The sequence below is a fragment of the Dyadobacter flavalbus genome, from assembly GCF_006149045.1.
Lineage (GTDB): Bacteria > Bacteroidota > Bacteroidia > Cytophagales > Spirosomataceae > Dyadobacter > Dyadobacter flavalbus.
This window is the reverse complement of the sequence record NZ_VBSN01000027.1, coordinates 74,942-96,121: the sequence shown is the minus strand read 5'-3', so window position 1 is coordinate 96,121 and position 21,180 is coordinate 74,942. Positions and strand designations below refer to the sequence as shown.

Below are 21,180 nucleotides of genomic sequence, written 5' to 3'. Positions count from 1 at the left end.
AATATGTATCCCATTATATTGCTGTCTGTTCTTGGCGTCGTAACCCTTTTTCTGGGCTTTTCGAAATCCAAGAATATCCTTCTTCCTGCAACGCTTCTGTTCCTTATCATTGCGTTGATCGGAAATTTCGTTGAATGGAACAAAGGGCCGCTGCTGTATTTTTACGATATGTTCCGGGTCGATAATCTTACGCTGTCCTTTAACGGCATCATTCTGCTTTCTGCTTTTATGATTGTGGCTATCTCAGGCGGGTTTCAGGATAACGCCGATTCCGAGCCGGCAGAATATTACGGCCTGATGCTGTTTTCGCTTGTCGGGGCCATGATGATGGTCGGCTTTGAACATATGATCATGCTTTTTATCGGCGTGGAGATTTTGTCCGTTGCCATGTATGTGCTTACAGGAAGCAACAAACGCAATCTTCGTTCCAATGAGGCTGCATTGAAATACTTTCTGATGGGAGCCTTTGCGACCGGTTTTATGCTTTTTGGCATGACTTTGCTTTACGGAGCAACAGGTTCTTTCGAACTCAGCCAGATTCAGGGTTTTGCTTCCAATATGCAGCAAGGCTCGCAGTCTTATATTCTGTACGCCGGCTTGCTGCTGCTGCTGATCGGAATGCTGTTCAAAGTATCCGCAGCGCCGTTCCATTTCTGGACGCCGGACGTTTACGAAGGCGCACCGACGATTTTTACGACATTTATGTCAACGATTGTAAAAACGGCAGGTTTTGCAGCCTTATTCCGCTTGCTGAATACTTCCTTTACAAACATTTACAGCTTCTGGTGGATTATTATTGCGCTTATTGCGGTACTTACGCTGCTTGTCGGGAATATCGGAGCAACCAGCCAGAACAGCTTCAAGAGAATGCTTGCTTACTCGGGGATTTCCCATGCGGGCTATTTACTGATTGCGTTGACAGCACTTTCCAGACCGTCGGAAAACGCGATTGTATTTTACTCTCTTGCTTATTCCCTTTCAACCATCTGCGCATTTGGCGTTCTGATGCTCGTTTCAAAAGAAAAGACGATTGAAGGTCAGCCGAACGAACATTACGATGCATTTAACGGCTTGGCAAAACAGAACCCTTTGCTTGCATTTGTACTGGCTGTTTCCATGCTTTCTCTTGCCGGAATTCCATTGACTGCGGGTTTCTGGGGTAAATTCTTTATTTTCACAAGCGCGGCGGAAAGAGGCATTATGTGGATTACCGTGATTGCGGTGCTGATGTCGACAGTCGGGATTTACTATTATTTCCGCGTTATCATTGCTTCCTATTTAAGAGAAGGAAATATGATCAAGATCCGGATTGCGCCGTTTTATCAGGTTATACTGCTCATAGCAACTTTTCTAACGATTCTATTCGGCCTGGCTCCGGGCATTTTTGACAACCTGATTTGAAGTACCCGAATTTATATTTGCAAAAAGAGCTGTACGTTTTACAGCTCTTTTTTTATTGCTTCCGGTCAAAAAATCAATTTGTTTGCTGAAACTTGCCGTTCCGGAATACTCCTTATTTCAGACCGGCATTGGCGATCATTTGCTGTCAGGAAGCAGTTGATTGCTTTGCATCCATTGCAGGCAGCGCCCAAACCATTCCTGAAAAGCAGGAGACTTTAAATAACCGTGTTCGCCCCTGGAATAAATATGCATGTCCGCCGGCACGCCGTGAGCATTCAACGCTTCATAGAATTTTATACTGTTTGAAACCGGAACAACCGTATCGTCACCGGCATGTGTCAGAAAAGTCGGAGGTGTGGTTTTACTCACCTGCAGTTCATTTGAGAAGTACTTGATTTTCTCAGCTGACGGCGCTGCTCCCAGCAAATTAGTGCCTGAACCTTTATGCCCTATTCTGTCCGACAAACTGATAACCGGATAAATAAGAATTATAAAATCCGGCCTTAAACTGATTTTACGAGGGTTTTCTATAAAAGTGCTGTCATAATGCGTTCCTGCCGTAGATGCCAGGTGTCCGCCTGCTGAAAAGCCCATGATTCCGATTTTACCGGGATCAATTTTCCACTCACCAGCACGTTCCCGAACGGTTTTAATGGCTTGCTGCGCATCCTGCAAGGGCCCGATGGACTGGTCTTTCATGATACGGGCATCCGGAAGTCGGTATTTCAGGATAAAAGCTGCAATGCCCGATTTGTTCAGTTCTTTTGCAATTCTGTGACCTTCATAATCCATTACAAGCACGCCGTATCCTCCGCCCGGACACACAATTACAGAAGTTCCGTTCGCTTTTCCGGGTTCGGGCAAATAAACAGTCAGTGTAGGTTTTGAGACATTTCTGATGATATTATCCTTGTTCGTTTCCTGATCCGCAACCTGAATGGAATTGGGAATCTGAGCGGGGTAAAGCGGAATTTCAGTTTGTGCAAATGCATTCAGGGCTAAGCACAGCATACAGAACAATAAAGTTAGAGGCCTTGCAATTTTCAGCAGGAAAGTCATGATTTGTAGTATTTATTTTAATATTTTTCTAATCCAATAAATGCAGTTCCTGAATTATTTTTGGCTACACTTGATAATCAGTTAATTTAAGATGATCAAAATAACATGCATGCCATTAAAAAGCCTGTTATATTGCATTTAATAGAATGAAGTTCAGCGATGCCTGAATATACCTGTACGCCATACGTTTAATAACAGAAATGCTGGTTCCCGTGCCGGAGCAAATTGTATCTTTTAATGTCAGCAATCGTATTATGTTATCATTAATATAATATTTACAAGAAATTAAAACCCGGTAAATCATGTTAAGCCCGTATTCAACGAAAAAAATAATTAGTTTTGCAGGGTATAAAAATCATGCATTTGTTTCTTTAATGCGTTATAAGATAAGTTGAACGCTTTTTCTGTTTTTCAACTTTGTAATCATTATTAATTCACCACAGTATACAGAATGAAATTTACAGTACATGCAGAAGGCCGGTTTCAGTTTATCGACGAGGGAAAAGGCGAAACTTTACTGCTTTTGCATGGCCTTTTCGGAGCATTGAGCAATTGGGACGGTATTATTGAGCATTTTTCCAGTCGTTACCGCACTATTATTCCCTTGCTGCCAATTTATGAACTGCCGCCGCGCGAGGCCGGGCTGGAAGCTCTTCTGGCGTTTCTTGAAGATTTCGTGCGTTTTAAGGAACTCAGCAATGTGACCGTTATCGGCAATTCGCTTGGCGGACATATCGGTTTGCTTTACACCCTTAAAAATCAGAGCAACGTACACAAGCTTGTGCTGACGGGAAGTTCGGGCCTGTTTGAAAATTCCATGGGCGGGTCTTTTCCAAAGCGCGGAAGCTATGATTATATCAAGGAACGCGTAGCCTATACCTTTTACAATCCGGAAGTTGCGACAAAAGACCTTGTGGATGAAGTTTTTGAAACCACGTCCAGCATTCCCAAATGCATGAGTATTGTAGGCATTGCCAAATCTGCACAGCGGCATAATCTTGCCAAGGATCTGCACGAAATAAATGTTCCTACGCTGCTCGTCTGGGGCCTGAATGACACGATTACGCCGCCGCATGTCGGTTACGAATTCAACCGTCTGATTGCCGGCTCGGAGTTATATTTTATCGATAAATGCTCTCATGCGCCGATGATGGAACATCCGCGTGAATTTAATCTTATACTTGAGCGTTTTCTTGAAAAGCATGCTTCAGTTCAGGTTCTGTAAACTTTAGAAAACAAAATCCGGTTACTCTGACTGAAATTTCTTTTGATACGAAAGTTGACACATATATAGTTTTTTTATAGCTTCGAAAAAAGACATCCTGATATGCTCGCAGCAACACTGATAAACCCCATGATTCCCGTCCTTAAACTTACCGATCCGGTAAGCATGGCACTGGACTGGATGGACGAATTCAGTGTAAAACAGCTTGTTGTTGCAGATTCAGGCATTTATCAGGGAATTGTTTCTGAAGATATTCTTTATGATGTTGTCGACAGTTCCGATTCGCTTTCCAAAATAATTATTCAGCACAAGGATATTTTTGCATCTGAAGACCAGCATCCGTACGAACTTTTACGGCTTGTCAATCAGTTTGGACTGCTGATTATCCCGGTTCTTCATGAAGACCGGACTTTTGCAGGCAGCATTCTTGTCAATGATCTGGTCGAGCATTTTGTCAATGAACTGGGCGTGCAGGAAAAAGGCGCTGTGATTGTGCTGAAAATTGCCGAACGCAGTTATTCGCTTTCAGAAATAAGCCGGCTTATTGAATCCAACGGTACCAAAATCCTCAGCAGCTATTACTCATCAGGAGAAACCTATAATCCTGCCAATGAAGCCCGGCTTACCCTGAAACTCAACCGCACGCACATTACGCCGGTTATTGCCACGCTGGAACGCTTTGGCTACGAGATTGAAGAAGCCCATGCCAACGACCCGATCGAGAGTGTGGATCAGGAGCGGCTGGATATGCTTTTGAGATATCTTGCAACCTGATTCTTCACTGCAGTAAATGCCGCTGCCTTTGAATCGGCATATTTGTCACGTATCTTTCGGAAGAATCAAGATGATCTACTTTTTCTTCCATGAAAATAGCAATTCACGGACGCAGCTTTAATGAGTCCGCCCGCCCGTTTATTGAAAATATGTTCAATGAACTGTCCCGACGGAAGGTTGAAGTCCAGCTCTCCAAACCATTTCGTATGTTTCTGGATCAGATTGGAATCCCCCATTACTCGGAACTGGTTTATGACAAGCCCGCAGAACTTTTCCAGGCAGACGAGGTAATCAGTATGGGCGGCGACGGAACTTTACTGGAAACAGTTTCCCATATCGGAAAAAGGCAGATTCCTGTAATTGGTATTAATGTAGGACGGCTTGGATTTCTGGCTACTGTTTCTCCGGAACGCATTTCGGATCTTGTCAATTCGCTGGAAAATGATCAATACCGCATCGACGAAAGAACACTGGTCGCACTGGAATCAAATACGGATGTTTTTGACGGCCTGAATTTTGGCCTGAATGATTTCACGATCACAAAAACGGATACTTCTTCCATGATTACCGTCCATTCATACCTGAATGACGAATTTCTGAATTCCTACTGGGCCGACGGACTGATTGTTTCCACACCAACCGGATCGACCGGATATTCACTGAGCTGCGGCGGCCCGGTTCTTGTTCCGCATTCCCAGAACTTTATCATTACTCCCATAAGCCCGCATAACCTTAACGTACGGCCGCTTGTCGTGGAAGATACAGCCGTGATCAAACTGGAAGTAAAAAGCAGAAGCAACAATTTCCTTATTTCCCTTGATGCCCGGTCGCTTATCGTCGATGAAAATACACAACTTACAATCCGGAAAGCAGATTTTACAGCCAGACTGATTAAAATGCTTGACGACAGCTTTCTGAATACCTTACGCAGCAAACTTTCGTGGGGTCTGGACATGCGCAATTAAATACACGCGGTAAACAAAACAAGCCAATGCAGCTGATCTTTCACACCTTCAATCTGGAACTCAAACATACATTTACGATTGCACACGATTCCCGGGATGTGCAGCCTACACTGATAGCAGAGCTTACGGACGGTGAATTCAGCGGCTACGGCGAGGCTACCTCTAATCCATATTACGGCGTTACGATCGATAATATGGTTCAAGCACTGGAAAGTGTCAAAAACATTGTTGAAAGCGGGTCTTATTCAGACGCAGAGGATTTATGGAGTAAAGTACATCCGAAGCTTCAATCCAATTCCTTTGCACAATGCGCGCTGGATGAAGCGGCACATGATTTTTTTGCCAAAAAGAACGGGCAAAAACTTTATCAAAGCTGGGGATTGTCTATTGAAAATAATGTGCTCACGAACTTTACAATTGGAATTGATACTGTTGAAAAAATGGTTTCAAAGATGAAAGAACTTCCGTGGCCTATTTACAAAATAAAACTGGGCACCAATGAAGACCTTCGTATAGTCAAGGAATTACGTCAGCATACCAGTGCTTTGTTCCGTGTGGATGCCAATTGTGCGTGGACAGCGGAGCAAACCATTCAAATTGCCCCCGAGCTGAAAAAGTTGGGTGTGGAATTTATCGAGCAGCCGCTTGCCGCTAACGATGTGGAGGGAATGAAACTGGTTTATGCCAAAAGCGCACTTCCGGTAATTGCAGACGAAAGCTGCATTGTTGAAAGTGATGTAAAAAATTGCTATGGTCTTTTTCATGGCGTCAATATAAAACTTACCAAATGTGGTGGCCCGACTGCCGCCAGAAGAATGATTTCCGAAGCTAGAAATCTTGGAATGAAAACCATGATCGGCTGCATGACAGAGTCCAGTGTTGGGATTTCTGCCATTGCACATCTTTTGCCTTTGCTCGACTATGTTGATATGGATGGCACTTTACTGATTAAAAATGATCCGGCGTCCGGCGTTACTTTTGATTTTGGAAAAGTGATTTACGCCAATGAAAACGGAACCGGAGCCTTCCTGAAAAACCATGTTCCGGCATCTTTCCAGTGAGTATATTCAAAACCAACAAACTTCCCGGAAGAACTGTAATCTCGGCTGCAAATGAAGAATTTCTTTGGTTTAGCGGCACCGATTATCTTGGCCTTGGGCACAACGAAGCATTTCGTATATTCCTGAAAGATGGTCTGGAAGCTTATGGAAACCATTTTGGAAGTTCACGCAACAATAGCCTTCAGCTTGTAGCTTATGATGAGGCAGAGGAGTTGTTTTCTGCATTTACAGGAGCTCCTTCTGCAATAATGGTTTCTTCAGGAATGTGGGCCGGGCAGCTGGTTATGAAAGAAATAGAAAATCTTGTTCATAGCAGGTCAGAAGCTGAGCTGATAAAATACCATTATGCTCCGCGGGTACATCCGGCTTTGTGGGGCAACTATTTCAAGCCTGAAAACAAAAGCTGGAAAGAATGGTCAGATCAGGTTGTGTATGAAATTGAAAGCAGTTCCTTAGAAACGGCACATATAATTTGCACGGATGCAATAGGTTCACCGATGGTTGAAGAATTTGATTTTTCCATTTTCAGCGAACTTTCTCCTTCACAAAATACGTGGCTGATTGTTGATGAATCGCATGCCCTTGGAATTGCCGGACAAGACGGATGCGGTTTCTGGAAAAATTTAAATCAGATTTCGGGTGTAAACAAAATTGTTCTTTCCTCACTGAACAAAGCACTGGGCATTCCGGGCGGCGTCATTCTGAGTGATGACATTACAAATAGTCAGTTACGCCGTTCTCCATGGTTTGCAGGCGCATCTCCGCCGGCTCCGGCTTACATGCATGTTTTGAAAATGATGCTGGAAACCTCGCTTTATACAACGCTTCATTCTGCTTTGATGCAGAATATCGCATACTTTGAGCAAAAAATTCCTGCGGGCAACCTCTTTCAAAGAATAAATGCTTATCCCGTTTATTGCAGCAAAAATCCCGCTTTATTTGATCATTTGCTCGAAAATAAAATAATGGCAAGCTGCTTTTCCTATCCGATGCCGACCGATGCGCCTGTAACACGCATCGTTGTAAGCGCCTTGCACCAAAAAGAAGACCTCGACAAATTAGCCGAGGTCTGTAAATTGTTCATTAGTCAGGATTAATTGTTACAGTTCTGTATTTCCAAGTTTGGCAAGCCGTTGTTCTTCCCTGAGCTTTTCTCTTTCTACTTTTGCAGAAACCAGAATACTGACTTCAAAAAGCAGGAAAAGCGGAATGGCAACAAGGATCTGGCTGTAAATATCGGGCGAAGGCGTAATAACAGCTGCCACGATCAAAATTACGATCATGGAATGTTTTCTGTATTCCCGCATAAATGCCGGGGTCAGCACGCCTACTTTTGAAAGTACAAACACAACGATGGGCAACTGAAAGGCAATGCCGCATGCCAGTGTAAGCGTAGCAACAAGAGAAATATAAGACGCCAGGCTGAACTCGTTGATAATGGATTCGTCCAGTGTGTAATTAGCTAAAAAGTTCATTGCCAGGGGCGTAACAACAAAGTATCCGAAAAATACCCCTGAAAAGAAAAGAAACGTTACATAAAATACAGCTCCGCTTGCAGACTTTCTTTCGGCCGGTCTAAGTCCTGGCTTGATAAACCGCCATACTTCCCAGAAAGCATATGGAAAAGCAAAAACGAGCCCGGCGATTACAGAAGAAGTCATACTCATCGTAAACTGGTCTCCTACGCCGATGGCCTGTAACTTGAAATTGAGCGCTTTTATACAAAGTTCATCGTAACCTACTTTATCTGCCAGCTTGCAAAGCATTCTGTAAGTCCAGAAATCCGGCTTTGCAGGTGCAATAATGACGTAATGATAAATTTCTTTGATATAAATAAAGGACAGAATTGCAAATACCAGTATTGAGCCTGCTGCACGGATAACGTGCCATCTTAACTCTTCCAGATGTCCGATAAACGACATCTCCTTTCCTCCATCTTCTTCGTTATCAAATTCCTGATCCAAGGACATATTATTAAAAATTACTGAAACTCAATCTACGTAAAAAAGTAAAAACAGGATCATTCCCTGTTTGTCAATGGCCGAATTTACTTAAAAAACCCGTCGAAATAATCCGGCGGGTTTTTTTAAATTGGTTGATATCTGATTAGTCCATGACAAAAGGATAATCGTTCTCTACATACACATCCGTATAAGCTTCTTTGGGATCCGGAAATTCGGACTCCTCGGCAAACTGCACAGATTCAGCAACGATATCCTTTACTTTCTTATCAATGTTTTCCAGCTCTTCTTCTGTTGCCAGATTATTGGAAAGAATTACAGCGCGGATCTGCTCGATCGGATCGCGGTGTTTGTATTCTTCCACTTCTTCCTTTGAACGGTATTTCTGCGGATCCGACATGGAGTGTCCGCGGTAACGGTAAGTACGGAATTCAAGAAATGTAGGACCTTCTCCGCTGCGCGCACGTTCGGCAGCGCGGGAAACTGCTTCGTGGATTGCTTCCACGCTCATGCCGTCCACAGGCTCTGAAGGAATATCATAAGCTTCGCCCATGGTGTAAAGCTCGGTAACATTGGAAGTCCTTGCAACCGAAGTTCCCATGGCATAACCGTTGTTTTCCACAACAAAAATCACAGGCAGTTTCCAATTCATCGCCATGTTCAGCGCTTCGTGAAAAGCACCCTGACGAATAGCTCCGTCGCCGAAATAACAAATACAAAGATTTCCTGTTTTGTTGTATTTCTCAGCAAATGCAATTCCGGCACCCAGCGGAATTTGTGCGCCAACGATTCCGTGTCCTCCGACAAAGTTATTTTCTTTATCAAAAATGTGCATGGAACCGCCTTTTCCTTTGGTTGTTCCTGTTTTCTTGCCGTAAAGTTCAGCCATAATCGCTTTCGGATCGGTACCCAGCGCAAGCGGAATGCCGTGATCGCGGTAAGCGGTTATGTACTTGTCACCTTTCTTTAAAGCTGAAACTGCTCCTGATGAGCAGGCTTCCTGCCCGATATACAAGTGGCAAAAACCCCGGATTTTCTGTTGGCCGTAAAGCTGGCCGGATTTTTCTTCAAAACGTCGTTGTAAAAGCATACTTTCGAACCAGAACATATATTGTTCCTTCGGATGCTGCAACTTTTGAGGCGCTGATGCTTCCATATTTTCAGTAACGGTGGCCATGTATTTGGTTCTCGTTTATAAAGACAGAACTTTGTCTTAAAGTTAGTGGTTTGAACAGAGTCTGTTTTTTGCCGTACTCACGCAAATGATTTGCGAAAATAAGCATAAACTAAATAACAAAGAAGTTCATGTGGCTAGAAAAGCTTCACCTTACATACTTTAAAAGTTATGAAGAGAAAGCCTTTACCTTCGGGGAACGTGTAAATTGCCTCGTCGGTGAGAACGGAAGCGGTAAAACCAACCTGCTGGATGCCATTTACTTTCTTACCCTAACCAAAAGCGCCTTTCACAATCAGGATGCGCTGGGCATCCGGCATGCCAATGATTTTTTTGTGCTGGACGGAATATTCCATGAATCCGGCAAAAACATTCAGATCACATGCAGCTTTCAGCGCGGCCAGCGCAAGGTTTTTATGGCCGACAAGAAGAATTATGAAAGACTGAGCGATCATATCGGCCTTTTCCCGCTTGTGCTGATCGAACCCAACGATACGGATCTGATCCGCGACGGCAGCGAGGAACGGAGACGGTTTTTCGACGGTGTTCTGGCGCAGGCCGCGCCCGGCTACCTCAGCGATTTTTTAAATTACAACAAAATCCTGTCGCAGCGCAACGGACTGCTAAAACTGTTTGCGGAGCGCAATTACCTTGACGAAGACCTGCTGGAAACCTACAACGAGCCGCTGATTATCTTATCTCAGCGGATTTACGAACACCGGAGTGAATTCATGAAGCGGTTTGTGCCTCTTTTTTATAAATATTATGAATTCCTGAGCAGCGGAAACGAGCTGGTCGATGTCATTTACGAAAGTGAAGTGGCCGATCCGAACTTTCCGGCCGGGTTCCGCAAAAACCGTAGCAAAGACCTTCATGCGCAGCGCACCGGCAAAGGTGTTCACAAAGATGAATATATCTTTGAAATAGACGGTGTTACTTTAAGAAAATTCGGTTCGCAGGGACAGCAGAAATCTTTCCTGATTGCGCTGAAACTTGCTCAGTTTGAACTTTTGAAAGAAGAAAAGGAAAAAACGCCGATTTTACTGCTGGACGATATTTTTGACAAGCTGGACGACCGCCGCATACACAAGCTGATCGAACTGATTGATACGGGCTTTCTCGGACAGGTTTTCATTACAGATGCACGACCCGAACGTTCACAGCGGATTTTGGAAAATGTAAAGGCTGATGTCCGCTTTTTTGAGATCAAGAAAGTGTTATGAGAAGCAAACACTTCAACTTGCTCAGTCGAAATTCTTTTTTAACACTTCCTCGTTGGAAAATAGATTATTTTGTCCAGCCTGAATCAGAGACTCATTTAAAGATTTTAGTAATTCGGGGGAAGTAGTATCGATATGATGCGAATGCTGCTGCTCAATAAATACACGGATTGAAGACAGCAGATCCTCCATCCATGCAGCGTCCATTTCATTCACAAGACGGATTACTTCCGATTTTAATTCGACTGATGACATCTTTGAAATAATTGTTTGAACACTTGACAAATTTAATAAAATAAGAGAAAGCTGCACAGAGAATGTGCAGCTTTGCTTACAGTCTAAACGAACTTGCTGTTTACTTCTTTTGCATCCGCGACAAACTCTTTTACTCTTTGTTCATCCTCTTTTTTGCAGATCAGCAGAACACCATCATATTCGGCTACGATAAAACCGTCGAGGCCATTGATGACAACCAGCTTATCCTTTGGCGTTTTGATAATGGAATTGGTTGTATCGTAAAGGATTACATTGCCGTCGGTAACGTTCATATGCTCGTCTTTTTCCGATACTTCATAAAGCGATTTCCATGTCCCGAGATCCGACCAGCCGAAATTGCTTAAAACCACGTGGACATTATCCGCTTTTTCCATAATGCCGTTGTCAATGGAAATGCTGCCGCAATGCTGATATGCGCGCTGAACAAACATATCTTCTGTTTCCAGATAATAATGCGTGTTGCCTTCCTCAAATATTTCCGCGGTATATGGCTGAAATTTCTTCAGCGCCTTTTTGAATGCATTGATGTTCCATACAAATATGCCTGCATTCCATACAAAGTCCCCGCTGTCCAGAAACTGCATGGCCAGTTCCAGATGCGGCTTTTCGGTAAATGATTTTACTTTCTTTACGGTCAGCTTGTCGGGAATGTACTGAATGTAGCCGTAACCCGTATCCGGCCGGCTTGGCTGAATGCCCAGCGTCACCAGAATATCCTCGTTCCGCGTTGCGCCCAGAGCCACTTTTATCGTATCTCGAAAAACGTCCTCTTTCAGAATAATATGATCGGCAGGAGCCACTACAACGTTGGCGTTGGGGTTTCTGGATGCGATTTTATAACAGGCATAAGCAATGCAGGGCGCTGTATTCCTGCGGTTCGGTTCCAGCAATATCTGTTCGTCATTCAAAAACGGAACCTGTTCTTTTACAATATCTTTATATTCCAGACTTGTGACGATGTATATATTTTCTACCGGACAAACACCGTAAAATCTCTCAACAGTTTGCTGTAAAAGCGTTTTCCCCGTTCCCAATACATCATGAAACTGCTTTGGAAAATGGGTTCTGCTGAAAGGCCAGAATCTCGTGCCGACTCCGCCGGCCATAATGATAACAAAGGTATCCTGCATTGTGAAAGGCAATTTATATTCAAACTGTAAAATCTGTTCAAATCTAAGTATAAAGAGCCACTTATGCCCGGTCAGACCGCTTGTGGCAAGCTGGGAATGAGCCTCCGGAAAGTTGCAAAGCATAAAGATTTACCTTCTAAATTACTTATACTAAGCAAAATGCCCAGGTTGGCATCCATAAAACAGGTGCGTTAAATAAGTAATATTTTAAGAAAAAATAGAATATAAAATTTAATATTTAATCTTTATAACTTTATACAACATTGCTAAAATCTTTCCTCACAATCCTATGAAATACACTTCTACTGTTATAAAAATCTGCCTGTCGGTCTTGCTTGTTGTTGCTGGCAACCGGGCATTTTCCCAGATTGTAATTGAAGGAAACGTAACGGAATCCGTCACGGGCGAGCCGCTTGCAGGCGTAAGTCTGCAGGTGAAGGGAAAAGTAGCCGGAACCATAACAGACAACAAAGGAAAATTCAGCCTGAGCACCACTTCGGAGCCGCCGTTTGTTATTGCCGTTTCGTCAGTCGGGTTCCAGGCGCAGGAAATCCGGATTACGGGCGGATTGTCAAATCTGGATATAAAGCTGGTTGAGCAGGCTGTTCTGGGAAAAGAACTCGTCGTTTCCGCATCCAGAATGGAAGAAAGCGTTATGAAATCGCCGGTTGCGATTGAAAAAATGGACATCAGAGGAATCCGGGAAACGGCTTCGCCCAATTTTTACGATGCACTTGCCAACCTGAAAGGCATCGACTTTGCAACGCAGGGTGTTTTGTTCAAATCGGTCAACATGCGCGGGTTCGGAAGTACCGGAAATACGCGTACCGTTCAAATGATCGACGGAATGGATAATCAGGCGCCCGGGCTGAACTTTGCTCTGGACAATATGATCGGAATGTCGGAACTGGATGTCGAGAGCGTGGAAGTACTGCCCGGCGCAGCTTCGGCACTTTACGGCCCGAATGTCATTAACGGCCTGATCCTGATGAACAGCAAGAGTCCGTTTTTGTATCAGGGATTAAGTGCGAACGTAAAAAGCGGCGTTATGCATGAATCCAGCCGCTCCAAAGCAACTACGCCGTTTGTGGAAGGTACAATCCGTTATGCCAAAGCGTTTAACAACAAGTTTGCGTTTAAGGCAAATCTGTCTTATGTAACCGCAAAGGACTGGGAGGCAAACAATTATACCAATCTTAACGTTGGCGGAAACGGCGATCCGAACCGCGGCGCAGGAACAGACCTTGATTATGACGGGGTAAATATTTACGGGGATGAAATCCAGACAAACATCAATTCCGTAGCAAGAACACTGGCCGCAAACGGCATCATTCCGCAGCAGGCCGTAGGGCTGGTTCCGAGTACATTCGTAAGCCGTACAGGTTACAGAGAAAAAGACCTTGTGGATTACAACACGAAAAGTTTAAAAGCCAATGCGGCCATTCATTACCGGATCAATGAAAAAGTTGAAGCGGTTGCACAGGTAAATTACGGTTACGGAACGACCGTTTATACCGGAACAGGGCGCTACTCGCTAAGGAATTTCAATCTTACGCAGGCCAAGCTTGAACTGCGCGGCGATAACTTCACACTTCGTGCCTACACGACGCAGGAACGTTCCGGAAAATCGTATTTGTCCGGCCTGGCGGCCGTTTCCATGCTCAACGAGGCTAAACCCAACAGTACATGGTTCGGACAATACGTGGGCGCATTTGCAACGGCACGGGGTTCCGGCGTTCCGGAGGCAGAAGCGCATATTGCCGCCCGCCAGTTTGCGGATAAAGACATGCCCATGCCGGGAACTGCTGCATTCAACGATTTGCTGAACAAATACCGGAATACAGCCATTGTTAACGGCGGCGGAGGCTTTGCGGACAAAACGAATCTTTATCATATGGAAGGTTTTTACAATTTTAAAAATGAAGTCCGGTTTGTTGAATTGCTTGCAGGCGCCAATTACAGGTTGTATCAGCTGCGTTCGGCGGGAACTTTGTTTGCAGATACAAAAGAAGGAAGAGACGGCGTTATCCCGATCAATGAATACGGCGCTTTTGTTCAGGCAGGAAAAAACCTGCTTTCGAATCACCTTAAATTGGCCGGATCTGTCAGGTATGATAAAAATGAGAATTTTGACGGACAGTTTACGCCGCGTATTTCAGCCGTGACATCTTTCGGCGAGCACAATATCCGCTTGTCATACCAGACCGGTTTTCGCATCCCGACTACACAAAACCAGTATATTGACCTGAAAACGCCGGCCGGAACGCTGATCGGCGGTCTTCCTGAATTTGATGAACGCTATCATCTTTCCAAAGGGATTTTAAGACAGAATCTATCCGAAGAATCCATCCGAAATGCCATAGCAAGCGATCCTTCTATTTTGGAAAGTGCGACGAATTATGCCAAAGCAGCCGTTACGCAGCAGGCAACGGTTGCCATTACGCAGGCAGTTACCGCTCAGGTTACACAAGCTGTAAACCAGGCCGTTGCAGCCGGCCAAATCCCGAACCAGCCCGCAGCAATCCAGGCAGCCATTACTGCCGGCGTAAACCAAAGCCTTCCCGGCGTACTGGCCGCACAGCTTCCGGGTATTCTGGCGGCTCAGGTTCCCGGCCTCGTTCCCGATCTTGCCAAGGCTTATGCACTGGAAAAATTGCCCAAATACAAAGCAACCAAACTGAAACCGGAACGGATTGCCTCGTATGAAATCGGTTATAAAGGCGTGATTGCCAAAAAGCTTTTCATAGACGCTTATTATTATGTGAGTAAATACAGAAATTTCCTCGGCGGTTCGGTGATTGTAGTGCCCACAGCAGCTGCGGCGCCGGGACTGCCCGTAGAATCCGGAATCGGCGTAGGCAGTTACAATGCCTATTCCAGAACGGTCAACACATCTGAAACAATCACCACGCGCGGATTTGCGCTCGGGCTGAACTACGCATTTCCAAGAGGCTTCAATGCAGGCGGCAATGTTGCAAATAACGAGCTGACCGATTTCAAACCTTCGGCAGAAGTACAGTATTCACAGTTCAACACGCCCAAATACCGTTATAACCTGAACTTCGGAAAAAGAATCACCAGCACCGGTTCTTTCGGGTTTAATGTTTCCTATCGCTATCAGCAGGCATTTTTATGGGAATCCAGCTTTGTAGTGCCCACTTCAACGGATGCGCCGCTGTTTTCCAACACAATGGTTCCGGCAATAAGTAATCTGGATGCGCAGGTGAGTCTGAAAGTTTCATCGATTAAATCTATTTTAAAGATTGGCGGGACGAATCTTTTCGGAAAATCGTACTTTCAGGCATACGGAAGTGCCCGCGTAGGTTCGACTTATTACGTCAGCATCACTTTTGATGAACTGCTGAATTAGAAAACTTACTTTTCACCATAAGCCAGGTCGCCGGCATCGCCGAGGCCTGGAACGATGTAATACTGTTCGTTCAGTTTCTGATCCACAGCACCCAGCCATAAACGGCAGTGCGGAATTCTTTTCTGAAGAAACTCCACGCCTTCGGGACTGGCGATAACGGAGGCAATATGCGTCTGGGCGGGAATACCGAAACGCAGCAGTGCATGATACACTTTTTCCAGCGAACGGCCTGTTGCCAGCATCGGATCAATAAGGATCAGTATTTTTCCTGTCAGGTCCGGGCTGGTGATGTAATCCATTTCTACTTCAAACTCATCTTCATCATTGATATGATGGCCTCGGTATGCACCGATAAAAGCATTGTCCGCTTTGTCAAAGAGATTGAGAAAACCCTGATGCAGAGGAAGTCCGGCGCGTAAAATCGTAGCAAGAACCACCGGCTGTAATAAAGACCTGGAAGAAGCCTGCCCCAAAGGGGTTTCGACCCTTTCCGTTTTAAAAGTAAGTGTTTTGGAAAGTTCGTAAGCCAGCAACTCTCCTATCCGCTCCATGTTTCTCCGGAATCTCATCCGGTCGTTCTGACAATTCACATCACGCAATTCAGCCAGATAATGGTCGGCGATAGAAGGTTTCTGGGTAAGTAAAAACATAGGGATGACAGTATTTTAAACTACTTCATGCAAGATAATACAAATTCATTGACGTAATTTGGAACAGTGATTCGAAAAATTTCGGGCAAATGCCTGAGTTATGTGTCCAGTAGAAATTTTTTGCCTATGTATCAAGGAATTATCCGTCTTTCCCAAATACTGTTTATAACACTGACATCCTTGTCGTACGTACATGCACAAAGCTCTTTTATTCCGCTTAATGATGATTATTACCATTTGATTGACCGGCTGGAGATCAAGCGCGGCAAGCTGACCGAAGGTTTTCATTCCAATGTAAAACCCTTTGAAAGAAAAGCAGTTGTCGCATTAACCGATTCCATTCTTAAGGAAGGTACGGTTGATCTCACCAAGCGGGATTGGGAAACGATTGATTATTTGAGAGAAGACAGCTGGGAATGGGCCGATAATATGGTTGCAACCGACTCGCTGCAATACAGCCGCCTTGGAAGGCTGGGCTGGTTCAAATCGCCGCCTCCCGGAAAAAAGAGGAAATTTTTTGAACATCCGGCAGACTTATACAGCATTCACAACAAGGATTTTGACCTACACTTCAATTTTACAACGACCAATTTTATCGGTCAGGACCAAAATCCGGACAGTACTTCCAACTTGTGGTTTACCGGCAGAGGCGTTGAAATCAGGGGAATGATCAATGAAAAACTGGGATTTTACACGTACGTAGCCGATAATCAGGGCCGCTTTCCGAGGTATGTAAATGATTTCAAGCCGCAGTACAGCTTTCCCGGCGAAGGACTTGCCAAAGTAACGAGGAATAATGGCGTCGATTTTTTGTCTGCACGCGGTTATATCACATTTCGTCCGCTGAGAAGTGTGAACGTCCGTTTTGGCCATGACTATAATGTATTCGGCAGTGGCTACCGTTCCATGATTTTATCCAATAACAGCAGCCCGTACTTGTTTTTAAGACTGGATACGCAGCTTGGACGGTTCCATTATACGAACCTCTGGACAAGCATGATCAATTCGGATGATCAGTCGTGGCGGGAAGGGTTAAGGGGTAAAAAATTTGCGGCAATTCACCATTTGAGCGTAAATCTCGGCGAACGCGTCAACATCGGCGTTTTTGAGGCGGAAGTTTTCAACCGTGATTCGGTCGGCGGCGGTTATGACCTGAATTATCTCAATCCGATCATTTTTTACAGATATGTCGAATCCTACATCGGAAGTCAGGACAATGCCATTCTGGGCTTTGATTTTCGCTGGCTGATCGGTAAAAAAGCTTCGCTTTACAGCCAGTTCGTTCTGGACGAATTTCTTACCAAATTCCTTTTCAACGGAAGTAAATCCTGGACCAATAAATACAGTCTGCAGGTAGGAGCCAAATATGTGGATGCATTCGGGATTCCTAATCTGGACCTGCAGGCGGAATATAACATGGCGCGGCCTTATACTTACTCGCACAAGGACGGCGGAAGAAATTACATGCATTACGGACAGGCACTTGCGCATCCGCTCGGCGCCAATTTTAAAGAATACATTGGCATTCTACGTTATAAATTATCCGCACGCCTTTCTGCTTACGGAACCGTGATGTATGCAGAAAAAGGAAATGATCCTTTCGGCAGCAATATCAATTACGGCGGAAATATTGCAAAGAGCTACGAAACGCGGAACGGCGACCTGAATCAGAAAATCCTGCAGGGAATCAAGGCTACAACTACTTATACAGACCTGCGGCTCAGCTTTTCTCTGGCACACAATTTATTTCTCGACGGACGTTATCTGATGAGGAAAATCAAATCTGCAGAAACAAGGACTACAGCCGATGCCAACGTGTTCTCTTTTGCCATCCGGTACAACATGGCATACAGGCAGCAAACTTTTTGAATTTACTTTTTTATTATGGAAACTAACCCGCACGAACTCCGCGATCTGATCCGGCTTGCACTGCTGGAAGATATTGGCGATGGCGATCATTCTTCCCTTTCCTCCGTACCCGAAAATGCAAAGAACCGCGCAAAATTACTCGTCAAGCAGGACGGAATTCTTGCCGGTGTGGATGTCGCACTGATTATCCTGGAAGAGACAGCAGCTTATTATAATGATCCGCCGCTTGCAATAGATGTGTTACTTTCTGACGGAACTTCCGTCAAAAGCGGAGATATCGTATTTACGGTAGCCGGAAATGCAAGACTGATACTGAAAGCAGAGCGCCTGGTCCTGAACATGATGCAGCGTATGAGCGGCATTGCCACTTATACAAACCACATGCTGAAACTGATCGGCGATTTGCCTGTCAAGTTGCTGGATACCCGCAAAACCACGCCCAATTTCAGGCTTTTTGAAAAAAAGGCAGTGAAAATAGGCGGAGCGGTCAATCACCGAATGGGCCTTTACGATATGATTATGCTGAAAGATAATCATGTGGATTATGCCGGCGGCATTGAAGCAGCCATTACAAATGCAAGAAAATACCTTGAAAGAACCGGGAAAAACCTGAAGATAGAAATTGAAACCCGGAACCTGAACGAAGTCGATGAAGTCCTGCGGATCGGACAAGTGGATGTTATCATGCTGGATAATTTTTCCATTGAAGATATGCGTGAGGCAGTAAAGCGGATCAACGGCCGATTTGAAACGGAGGCTTCGGGCAATATTAATGAAAAAACGATCCGTGCTGTGGCTGAAACGGGCGTAACCGGCATTTCTAGCGGTGCGTTGACGCATCAGGCAAAAAGTCTGGATCTAAGTTTGAAAGCCTTCTGATCTTTAACCAAAATATAAAGCGTATGCTTATATTTTATAAAAATGCATACGCTTTAAAAATCTTTTGCTGTAACCCTGTATATGCAGGGTTTTACGGCCTGATTACTTTTCTTCTTTTTGTGCCTGCACACGTTTTTGGTCAGGAGCCTCCGCGCAGGGAAATTGACATCAATCAGTTTATACAGAATCTTTTTCCTGATCCTTCGGAAGACACTGACTATTCGGATCTTTATGAATCCCTGTTTCAGCTTTACGCCAATCCGCTGGACCTGAATACCGTAACGCATGACGAGCTGGCTTCTTTATTTATCCTTTCAGACATTCAGTTAAAATCATTTTTTCTGTACCGTGAGAAACTGGGGCCGCTGCTGTCGCTTTATGAACTGCAGGCCGTTCCGGAATTTGACCTGGCAACCATTTACCGGCTGCTTCCGTTTGTAACCGTTCAGCCGCGTGTGCTTTCGTTGCGGGAATCGCTGAAAAACCCTACGCAGCACTTTCTGATGCTGCGTTCCGGAAAATTGCTGGAAAAACAAAAAGGCTATTTACCCGCCAGTTCGGCCTCTGCTTCCCGGTATCAGGGAAAATCATTTAACGGCTATTTGAAATACAGAAATTCACGCGCAGGATCTTACAGTTTTGGCTTAACAATGGAGAAAGACGCCGGAGAAAAACTATGGCTCTGGAACGGAAAGCGCCAGATTTTCGGCAGTGATTTTACTTCATTCCACGCGCAGATCATGAACCGGCGAAAGCTTAAAAACTTTATCGCCGGCGATTTCCAGATGCAGGCCGGACAAGGTCTGGTGATGGCCGCCGGGTTTTCGCTTGGAAAAGGTTCGGAAGTGATCAAAACCGGTTACAGAAGTACGTTGGGGTTAAAACCGTATACATCCGTGCTGGAAGCCAATTTCTTTCGCGGAATAGCGGCCACCATTGCACCGGAGAAGAATACAGAGCTTTCCGTCTTTTATTCCTTTGTTAACAGAGATGCAACGGAGGACAACATTCCGGATGAGCCTGACAAAATCGTTGCCTCTTCCTTGCCCGTAACGGGTTATCACCGCACGCCGGCCGAGCAGAAAAAGCACAATAACCTTTCCGAGCAGAATGCAGGCATGCATTTGCTGTACAAAATGCCTTCCCAGAACGGGCAAGTTGGTGTAACCATGCTTTATACTTTTTACAGCCTGACGATCAGAAAGCGGGACGCTGCTTATAACCGCTATGAATTTACAGGAAACCGGAATCTGATTATTGGCATGCATGGCGATTACCGCTGGCAGAATTTTCATTTTTTCGGAGAAGGCGCAAGGTCACAAAGCGGCGGGCTGGGCGCAGTCGGCGGAATGATAGCGGGATTGGGAAAGAAACTGGATCTTACGCTTCTTGCACGGCATTACGATAAGCATTTTCATACATTTTACGGAAATCCGTTTGGTGAAGGTTCGCGCCCGATCAATGAAACGGGCTTGTATGCCGGTCTGAAATATGCCCCAAACAGACGCTGGCAGTTCAGTACTTTTTATGACCTTTTCTGGTTTCCTTGGCTGAAATATCAGGTGGATTCTCCGTCCCGCGGACATGATTATTACTTGCATGCGCTCTGGAAACCAAACAGGAAGTTCAACGCTTACGCGCTTTTTCATGAAAAAAGAAAACAAAAGAACCAGCCCGGAAACCATGCAGCCAAACTTCCGCTTGGGACAACTGTTCACCATACGGCCATGATCAATATTGAATATGATTTCCCGCTCCTTTTTTCGTTGAGAACGCGTTTGCAAAGCGGCAGCCTGAATTACCTTAAGATTTCAAAATCAAAAGGTTTTACGGTTTTACAGGATATCAGCTGGCATTTCCGAAAAATGGAATTAAGCGCCAGAATAGCCTATTTCAATACGGACGATTACGACAGCAGGCAATACATTTACGAAAAAGACATGCTTTATGCCTTTTCGATTCCTGCCTGTTACGATACCGGAACAAGGCATTATATGATGGTCCGGTACAATCTTGACAAACATTTAAAACTATGGGTACGATGGTCGCAAACAAGGTATTCGCATCTGGATAAAATCAGTTCGGGGCTCAACGAAATTGAAGGAAATAAACGAAGTGAAATAAAAATGCAGATGATGTATCAATTCTGACCTGCTATTTTTGTTT

General features: G+C 44.7%; 17 protein-coding genes. 11 read left to right on the top strand and 6 right to left on the bottom strand.

Annotated elements, in window-relative coordinates; genetic code table 11:
- Positions 1–3: 3 nt before the first annotated feature.
- Positions 4–1,401, top strand: coding sequence for an NADH-quinone oxidoreductase subunit N (locus tag FEM33_RS05620; protein WP_139011114.1), 1,398 nt, complete (start codon positions 4–6; stop codon positions 1,399–1,401).
- Between the two features lie 135 nt (positions 1,402–1,536).
- On the opposite strand, the gene FEM33_RS05615 is transcribed toward FEM33_RS05620, so the two are convergent.
- A complete protein-coding gene (locus FEM33_RS05615) occupies positions 1,537–2,412 on the bottom strand; it encodes an alpha/beta hydrolase (protein WP_139011113.1) in 876 nt (291 codons plus the stop codon).
- 499 nt (positions 2,413–2,911) lie between these two features.
- Between FEM33_RS05615 and FEM33_RS05610 the strand changes: the two genes are divergently transcribed.
- The 5 genes from FEM33_RS05610 to FEM33_RS05590 all read left to right on the top strand — a co-directional run bounded on the left by FEM33_RS05610 (position 2,912) and on the right by FEM33_RS05590 (position 7,582).
- Positions 2,912–3,685 (top strand): alpha/beta fold hydrolase, encoded by a 774-nt coding sequence (locus FEM33_RS05610; RefSeq protein WP_139011112.1) that lies wholly within the window; start codon positions 2,912–2,914, stop codon positions 3,683–3,685.
- 102 nt (positions 3,686–3,787) lie between these two features.
- Positions 3,788–4,459 (top strand): CBS domain-containing protein, encoded by a 672-nt coding sequence (locus FEM33_RS05605; RefSeq protein WP_139011111.1) that lies wholly within the window; start codon positions 3,788–3,790, stop codon positions 4,457–4,459.
- An 89-nt stretch (positions 4,460–4,548) separates the two neighbouring features.
- Positions 4,549–5,424 carry an NAD kinase gene (locus FEM33_RS05600; protein ID WP_139011110.1) on the top strand — a complete coding sequence of 292 codons (876 nt, stop codon included), beginning with the start codon at positions 4,549–4,551 and terminating at the stop codon, positions 5,422–5,424.
- A 26-nt stretch (positions 5,425–5,450) separates the two neighbouring features.
- Complete coding sequence (locus tag FEM33_RS05595; protein ID WP_139011109.1) at positions 5,451–6,485, top strand: dipeptide epimerase; 1,035 nt, start codon at positions 5,451–5,453, stop codon at positions 6,483–6,485.
- The gene (locus tag FEM33_RS05590) at positions 6,482–7,582 is read left to right on the top strand and encodes an aminotransferase class I/II-fold pyridoxal phosphate-dependent enzyme (RefSeq protein ID WP_139011108.1); all 1,101 of its coding nucleotides are present in this window, start codon (positions 6,482–6,484) and stop codon (positions 7,580–7,582) included. The genes FEM33_RS05595 and FEM33_RS05590 overlap by 4 nt, the downstream gene beginning before the upstream one ends.
- A gap of 3 nt (positions 7,583–7,585) precedes the next feature.
- On the opposite strand, the gene tatC is transcribed toward FEM33_RS05590, so the two are convergent.
- Both tatC and pdhA read right to left on the bottom strand, forming a co-directional pair.
- On the bottom strand, positions 7,586–8,455 hold the full coding sequence (tatC, locus tag FEM33_RS05585) for a twin-arginine translocase subunit TatC (RefSeq protein WP_139011107.1): 870 nt from the start codon (positions 8,453–8,455) through the stop codon (positions 7,586–7,588).
- A 136-nt stretch (positions 8,456–8,591) separates the two neighbouring features.
- Positions 8,592–9,623, bottom strand: coding sequence for a pyruvate dehydrogenase (acetyl-transferring) E1 component subunit alpha (gene pdhA / locus FEM33_RS05580; protein ID WP_139011106.1), 1,032 nt, complete (start codon positions 9,621–9,623; stop codon positions 8,592–8,594).
- Between the two features lie 128 nt (positions 9,624–9,751).
- Between pdhA and recF the strand changes: the two genes are divergently transcribed.
- Positions 9,752–10,843, top strand: a complete 1,092-nt coding sequence (gene recF, locus FEM33_RS05575) for a DNA replication/repair protein RecF (protein ID WP_139011105.1) — start codon at positions 9,752–9,754, stop codon at positions 10,841–10,843.
- A gap of 21 nt (positions 10,844–10,864) precedes the next feature.
- Here recF and FEM33_RS05570 read toward each other — a convergent pair whose 3' ends face one another.
- Together FEM33_RS05570 and FEM33_RS05565 are read right to left on the bottom strand one after the other, a co-directional pair.
- Positions 10,865–11,095 carry a hypothetical protein gene (locus FEM33_RS05570; RefSeq protein ID WP_139011104.1) on the bottom strand — a complete coding sequence of 77 codons (231 nt, stop codon included), beginning with the start codon at positions 11,093–11,095 and terminating at the stop codon, positions 10,865–10,867.
- An 83-nt stretch (positions 11,096–11,178) separates the two neighbouring features.
- A complete protein-coding gene (locus FEM33_RS05565) occupies positions 11,179–12,246 on the bottom strand; it encodes a mannose-1-phosphate guanylyltransferase (protein WP_139011103.1) in 1,068 nt (355 codons plus the stop codon).
- A 289-nt stretch (positions 12,247–12,535) separates the two neighbouring features.
- On the opposite strand from FEM33_RS05565, the gene FEM33_RS05560 reads away from it, so the two are divergent.
- The gene (locus FEM33_RS05560; RefSeq protein WP_139011102.1) at positions 12,536–15,616 is read left to right on the top strand and encodes a carboxypeptidase-like regulatory domain-containing protein; all 3,081 of its coding nucleotides are present in this window, start codon (positions 12,536–12,538) and stop codon (positions 15,614–15,616) included.
- A gap of 5 nt (positions 15,617–15,621) precedes the next feature.
- Here the strand turns inward: FEM33_RS05560 and upp are convergent, their stop codons facing one another.
- Positions 15,622–16,266 carry a uracil phosphoribosyltransferase gene (upp, locus tag FEM33_RS05555; RefSeq protein ID WP_139011101.1) on the bottom strand — a complete coding sequence of 215 codons (645 nt, stop codon included), beginning with the start codon at positions 16,264–16,266 and terminating at the stop codon, positions 15,622–15,624.
- Positions 16,267–16,392: 126 nt separating this feature from the next.
- On the opposite strand from upp, the gene FEM33_RS05550 reads away from it, so the two are divergent.
- From FEM33_RS05550 to FEM33_RS05540, 3 genes are read left to right on the top strand one after another with little or no spacing between them, the layout of a single operon-like run.
- Positions 16,393–18,135: a capsule assembly Wzi family protein gene (locus FEM33_RS05550; RefSeq protein ID WP_139011100.1), complete on the top strand. Its 1,743-nt coding sequence runs from the start codon at positions 16,393–16,395 to the stop codon at positions 18,133–18,135.
- A gap of 15 nt (positions 18,136–18,150) precedes the next feature.
- Entirely contained in the window at positions 18,151–19,014 is an 864-nt protein-coding gene (gene nadC, locus FEM33_RS05545) for a carboxylating nicotinate-nucleotide diphosphorylase (protein ID WP_139011099.1), read from the top strand.
- Positions 19,015–19,037: 23 nt separating this feature from the next.
- On the top strand, positions 19,038–21,164 hold the full coding sequence (locus FEM33_RS05540) for a ComEA family DNA-binding protein (RefSeq protein ID WP_139011098.1): 2,127 nt from the start codon (positions 19,038–19,040) through the stop codon (positions 21,162–21,164).
- Positions 21,165–21,180 lie beyond the last annotated feature (16 nt).

Bases quoted from the DNA above. Each gene is read 5' to 3' on its own strand.
- FEM33_RS05600 (WP_139011110.1), top strand. From the start codon at position 4,549: ATGAAAATAGCAATTCACGGACGCAGCTTTAATGAGTCCGCCCGCCCG.
- upp (WP_139011101.1), bottom strand. From the start codon at position 16,266: ATGTTTTTACTTACCCAGAAACCTTCTATCGCCGACCATTATCTGGCT.
- FEM33_RS05595 (WP_139011109.1), top strand. From the start codon at position 5,451: ATGCAGCTGATCTTTCACACCTTCAATCTGGAACTCAAACATACATTT.
- FEM33_RS05540 (WP_139011098.1), top strand. From the start codon at position 19,038: ATGCTTATATTTTATAAAAATGCATACGCTTTAAAAATCTTTTGCTGT.
- FEM33_RS05620 (WP_139011114.1), top strand. From the start codon at position 4: ATGTATCCCATTATATTGCTGTCTGTTCTTGGCGTCGTAACCCTTTTT.
- FEM33_RS05550 (WP_139011100.1), top strand. From the start codon at position 16,393: ATGTATCAAGGAATTATCCGTCTTTCCCAAATACTGTTTATAACACTG.
- nadC (WP_139011099.1), top strand. From the start codon at position 18,151: ATGGAAACTAACCCGCACGAACTCCGCGATCTGATCCGGCTTGCACTG.
- FEM33_RS05570 (WP_139011104.1), bottom strand. From the start codon at position 11,095: ATGTCATCAGTCGAATTAAAATCGGAAGTAATCCGTCTTGTGAATGAA.
- FEM33_RS05605 (WP_139011111.1), top strand. From the start codon at position 3,788: ATGCTCGCAGCAACACTGATAAACCCCATGATTCCCGTCCTTAAACTT.
- FEM33_RS05565 (WP_139011103.1), bottom strand. From the start codon at position 12,246: ATGCAGGATACCTTTGTTATCATTATGGCCGGCGGAGTCGGCACGAGA.
- pdhA (WP_139011106.1), bottom strand. From the start codon at position 9,623: ATGGCCACCGTTACTGAAAATATGGAAGCATCAGCGCCTCAAAAGTTG.
- FEM33_RS05615 (WP_139011113.1), bottom strand. From the start codon at position 2,412: ATGCTGTGCTTAGCCCTGAATGCATTTGCACAAACTGAAATTCCGCTT.
- FEM33_RS05560 (WP_139011102.1), top strand. From the start codon at position 12,536: ATGAAATACACTTCTACTGTTATAAAAATCTGCCTGTCGGTCTTGCTT.
- tatC (WP_139011107.1), bottom strand. From the start codon at position 8,455: ATGTCCTTGGATCAGGAATTTGATAACGAAGAAGATGGAGGAAAGGAG.
- FEM33_RS05610 (WP_139011112.1), top strand. From the start codon at position 2,912: ATGAAATTTACAGTACATGCAGAAGGCCGGTTTCAGTTTATCGACGAG.
- recF (WP_139011105.1), top strand. From the start codon at position 9,752: ATGTGGCTAGAAAAGCTTCACCTTACATACTTTAAAAGTTATGAAGAG.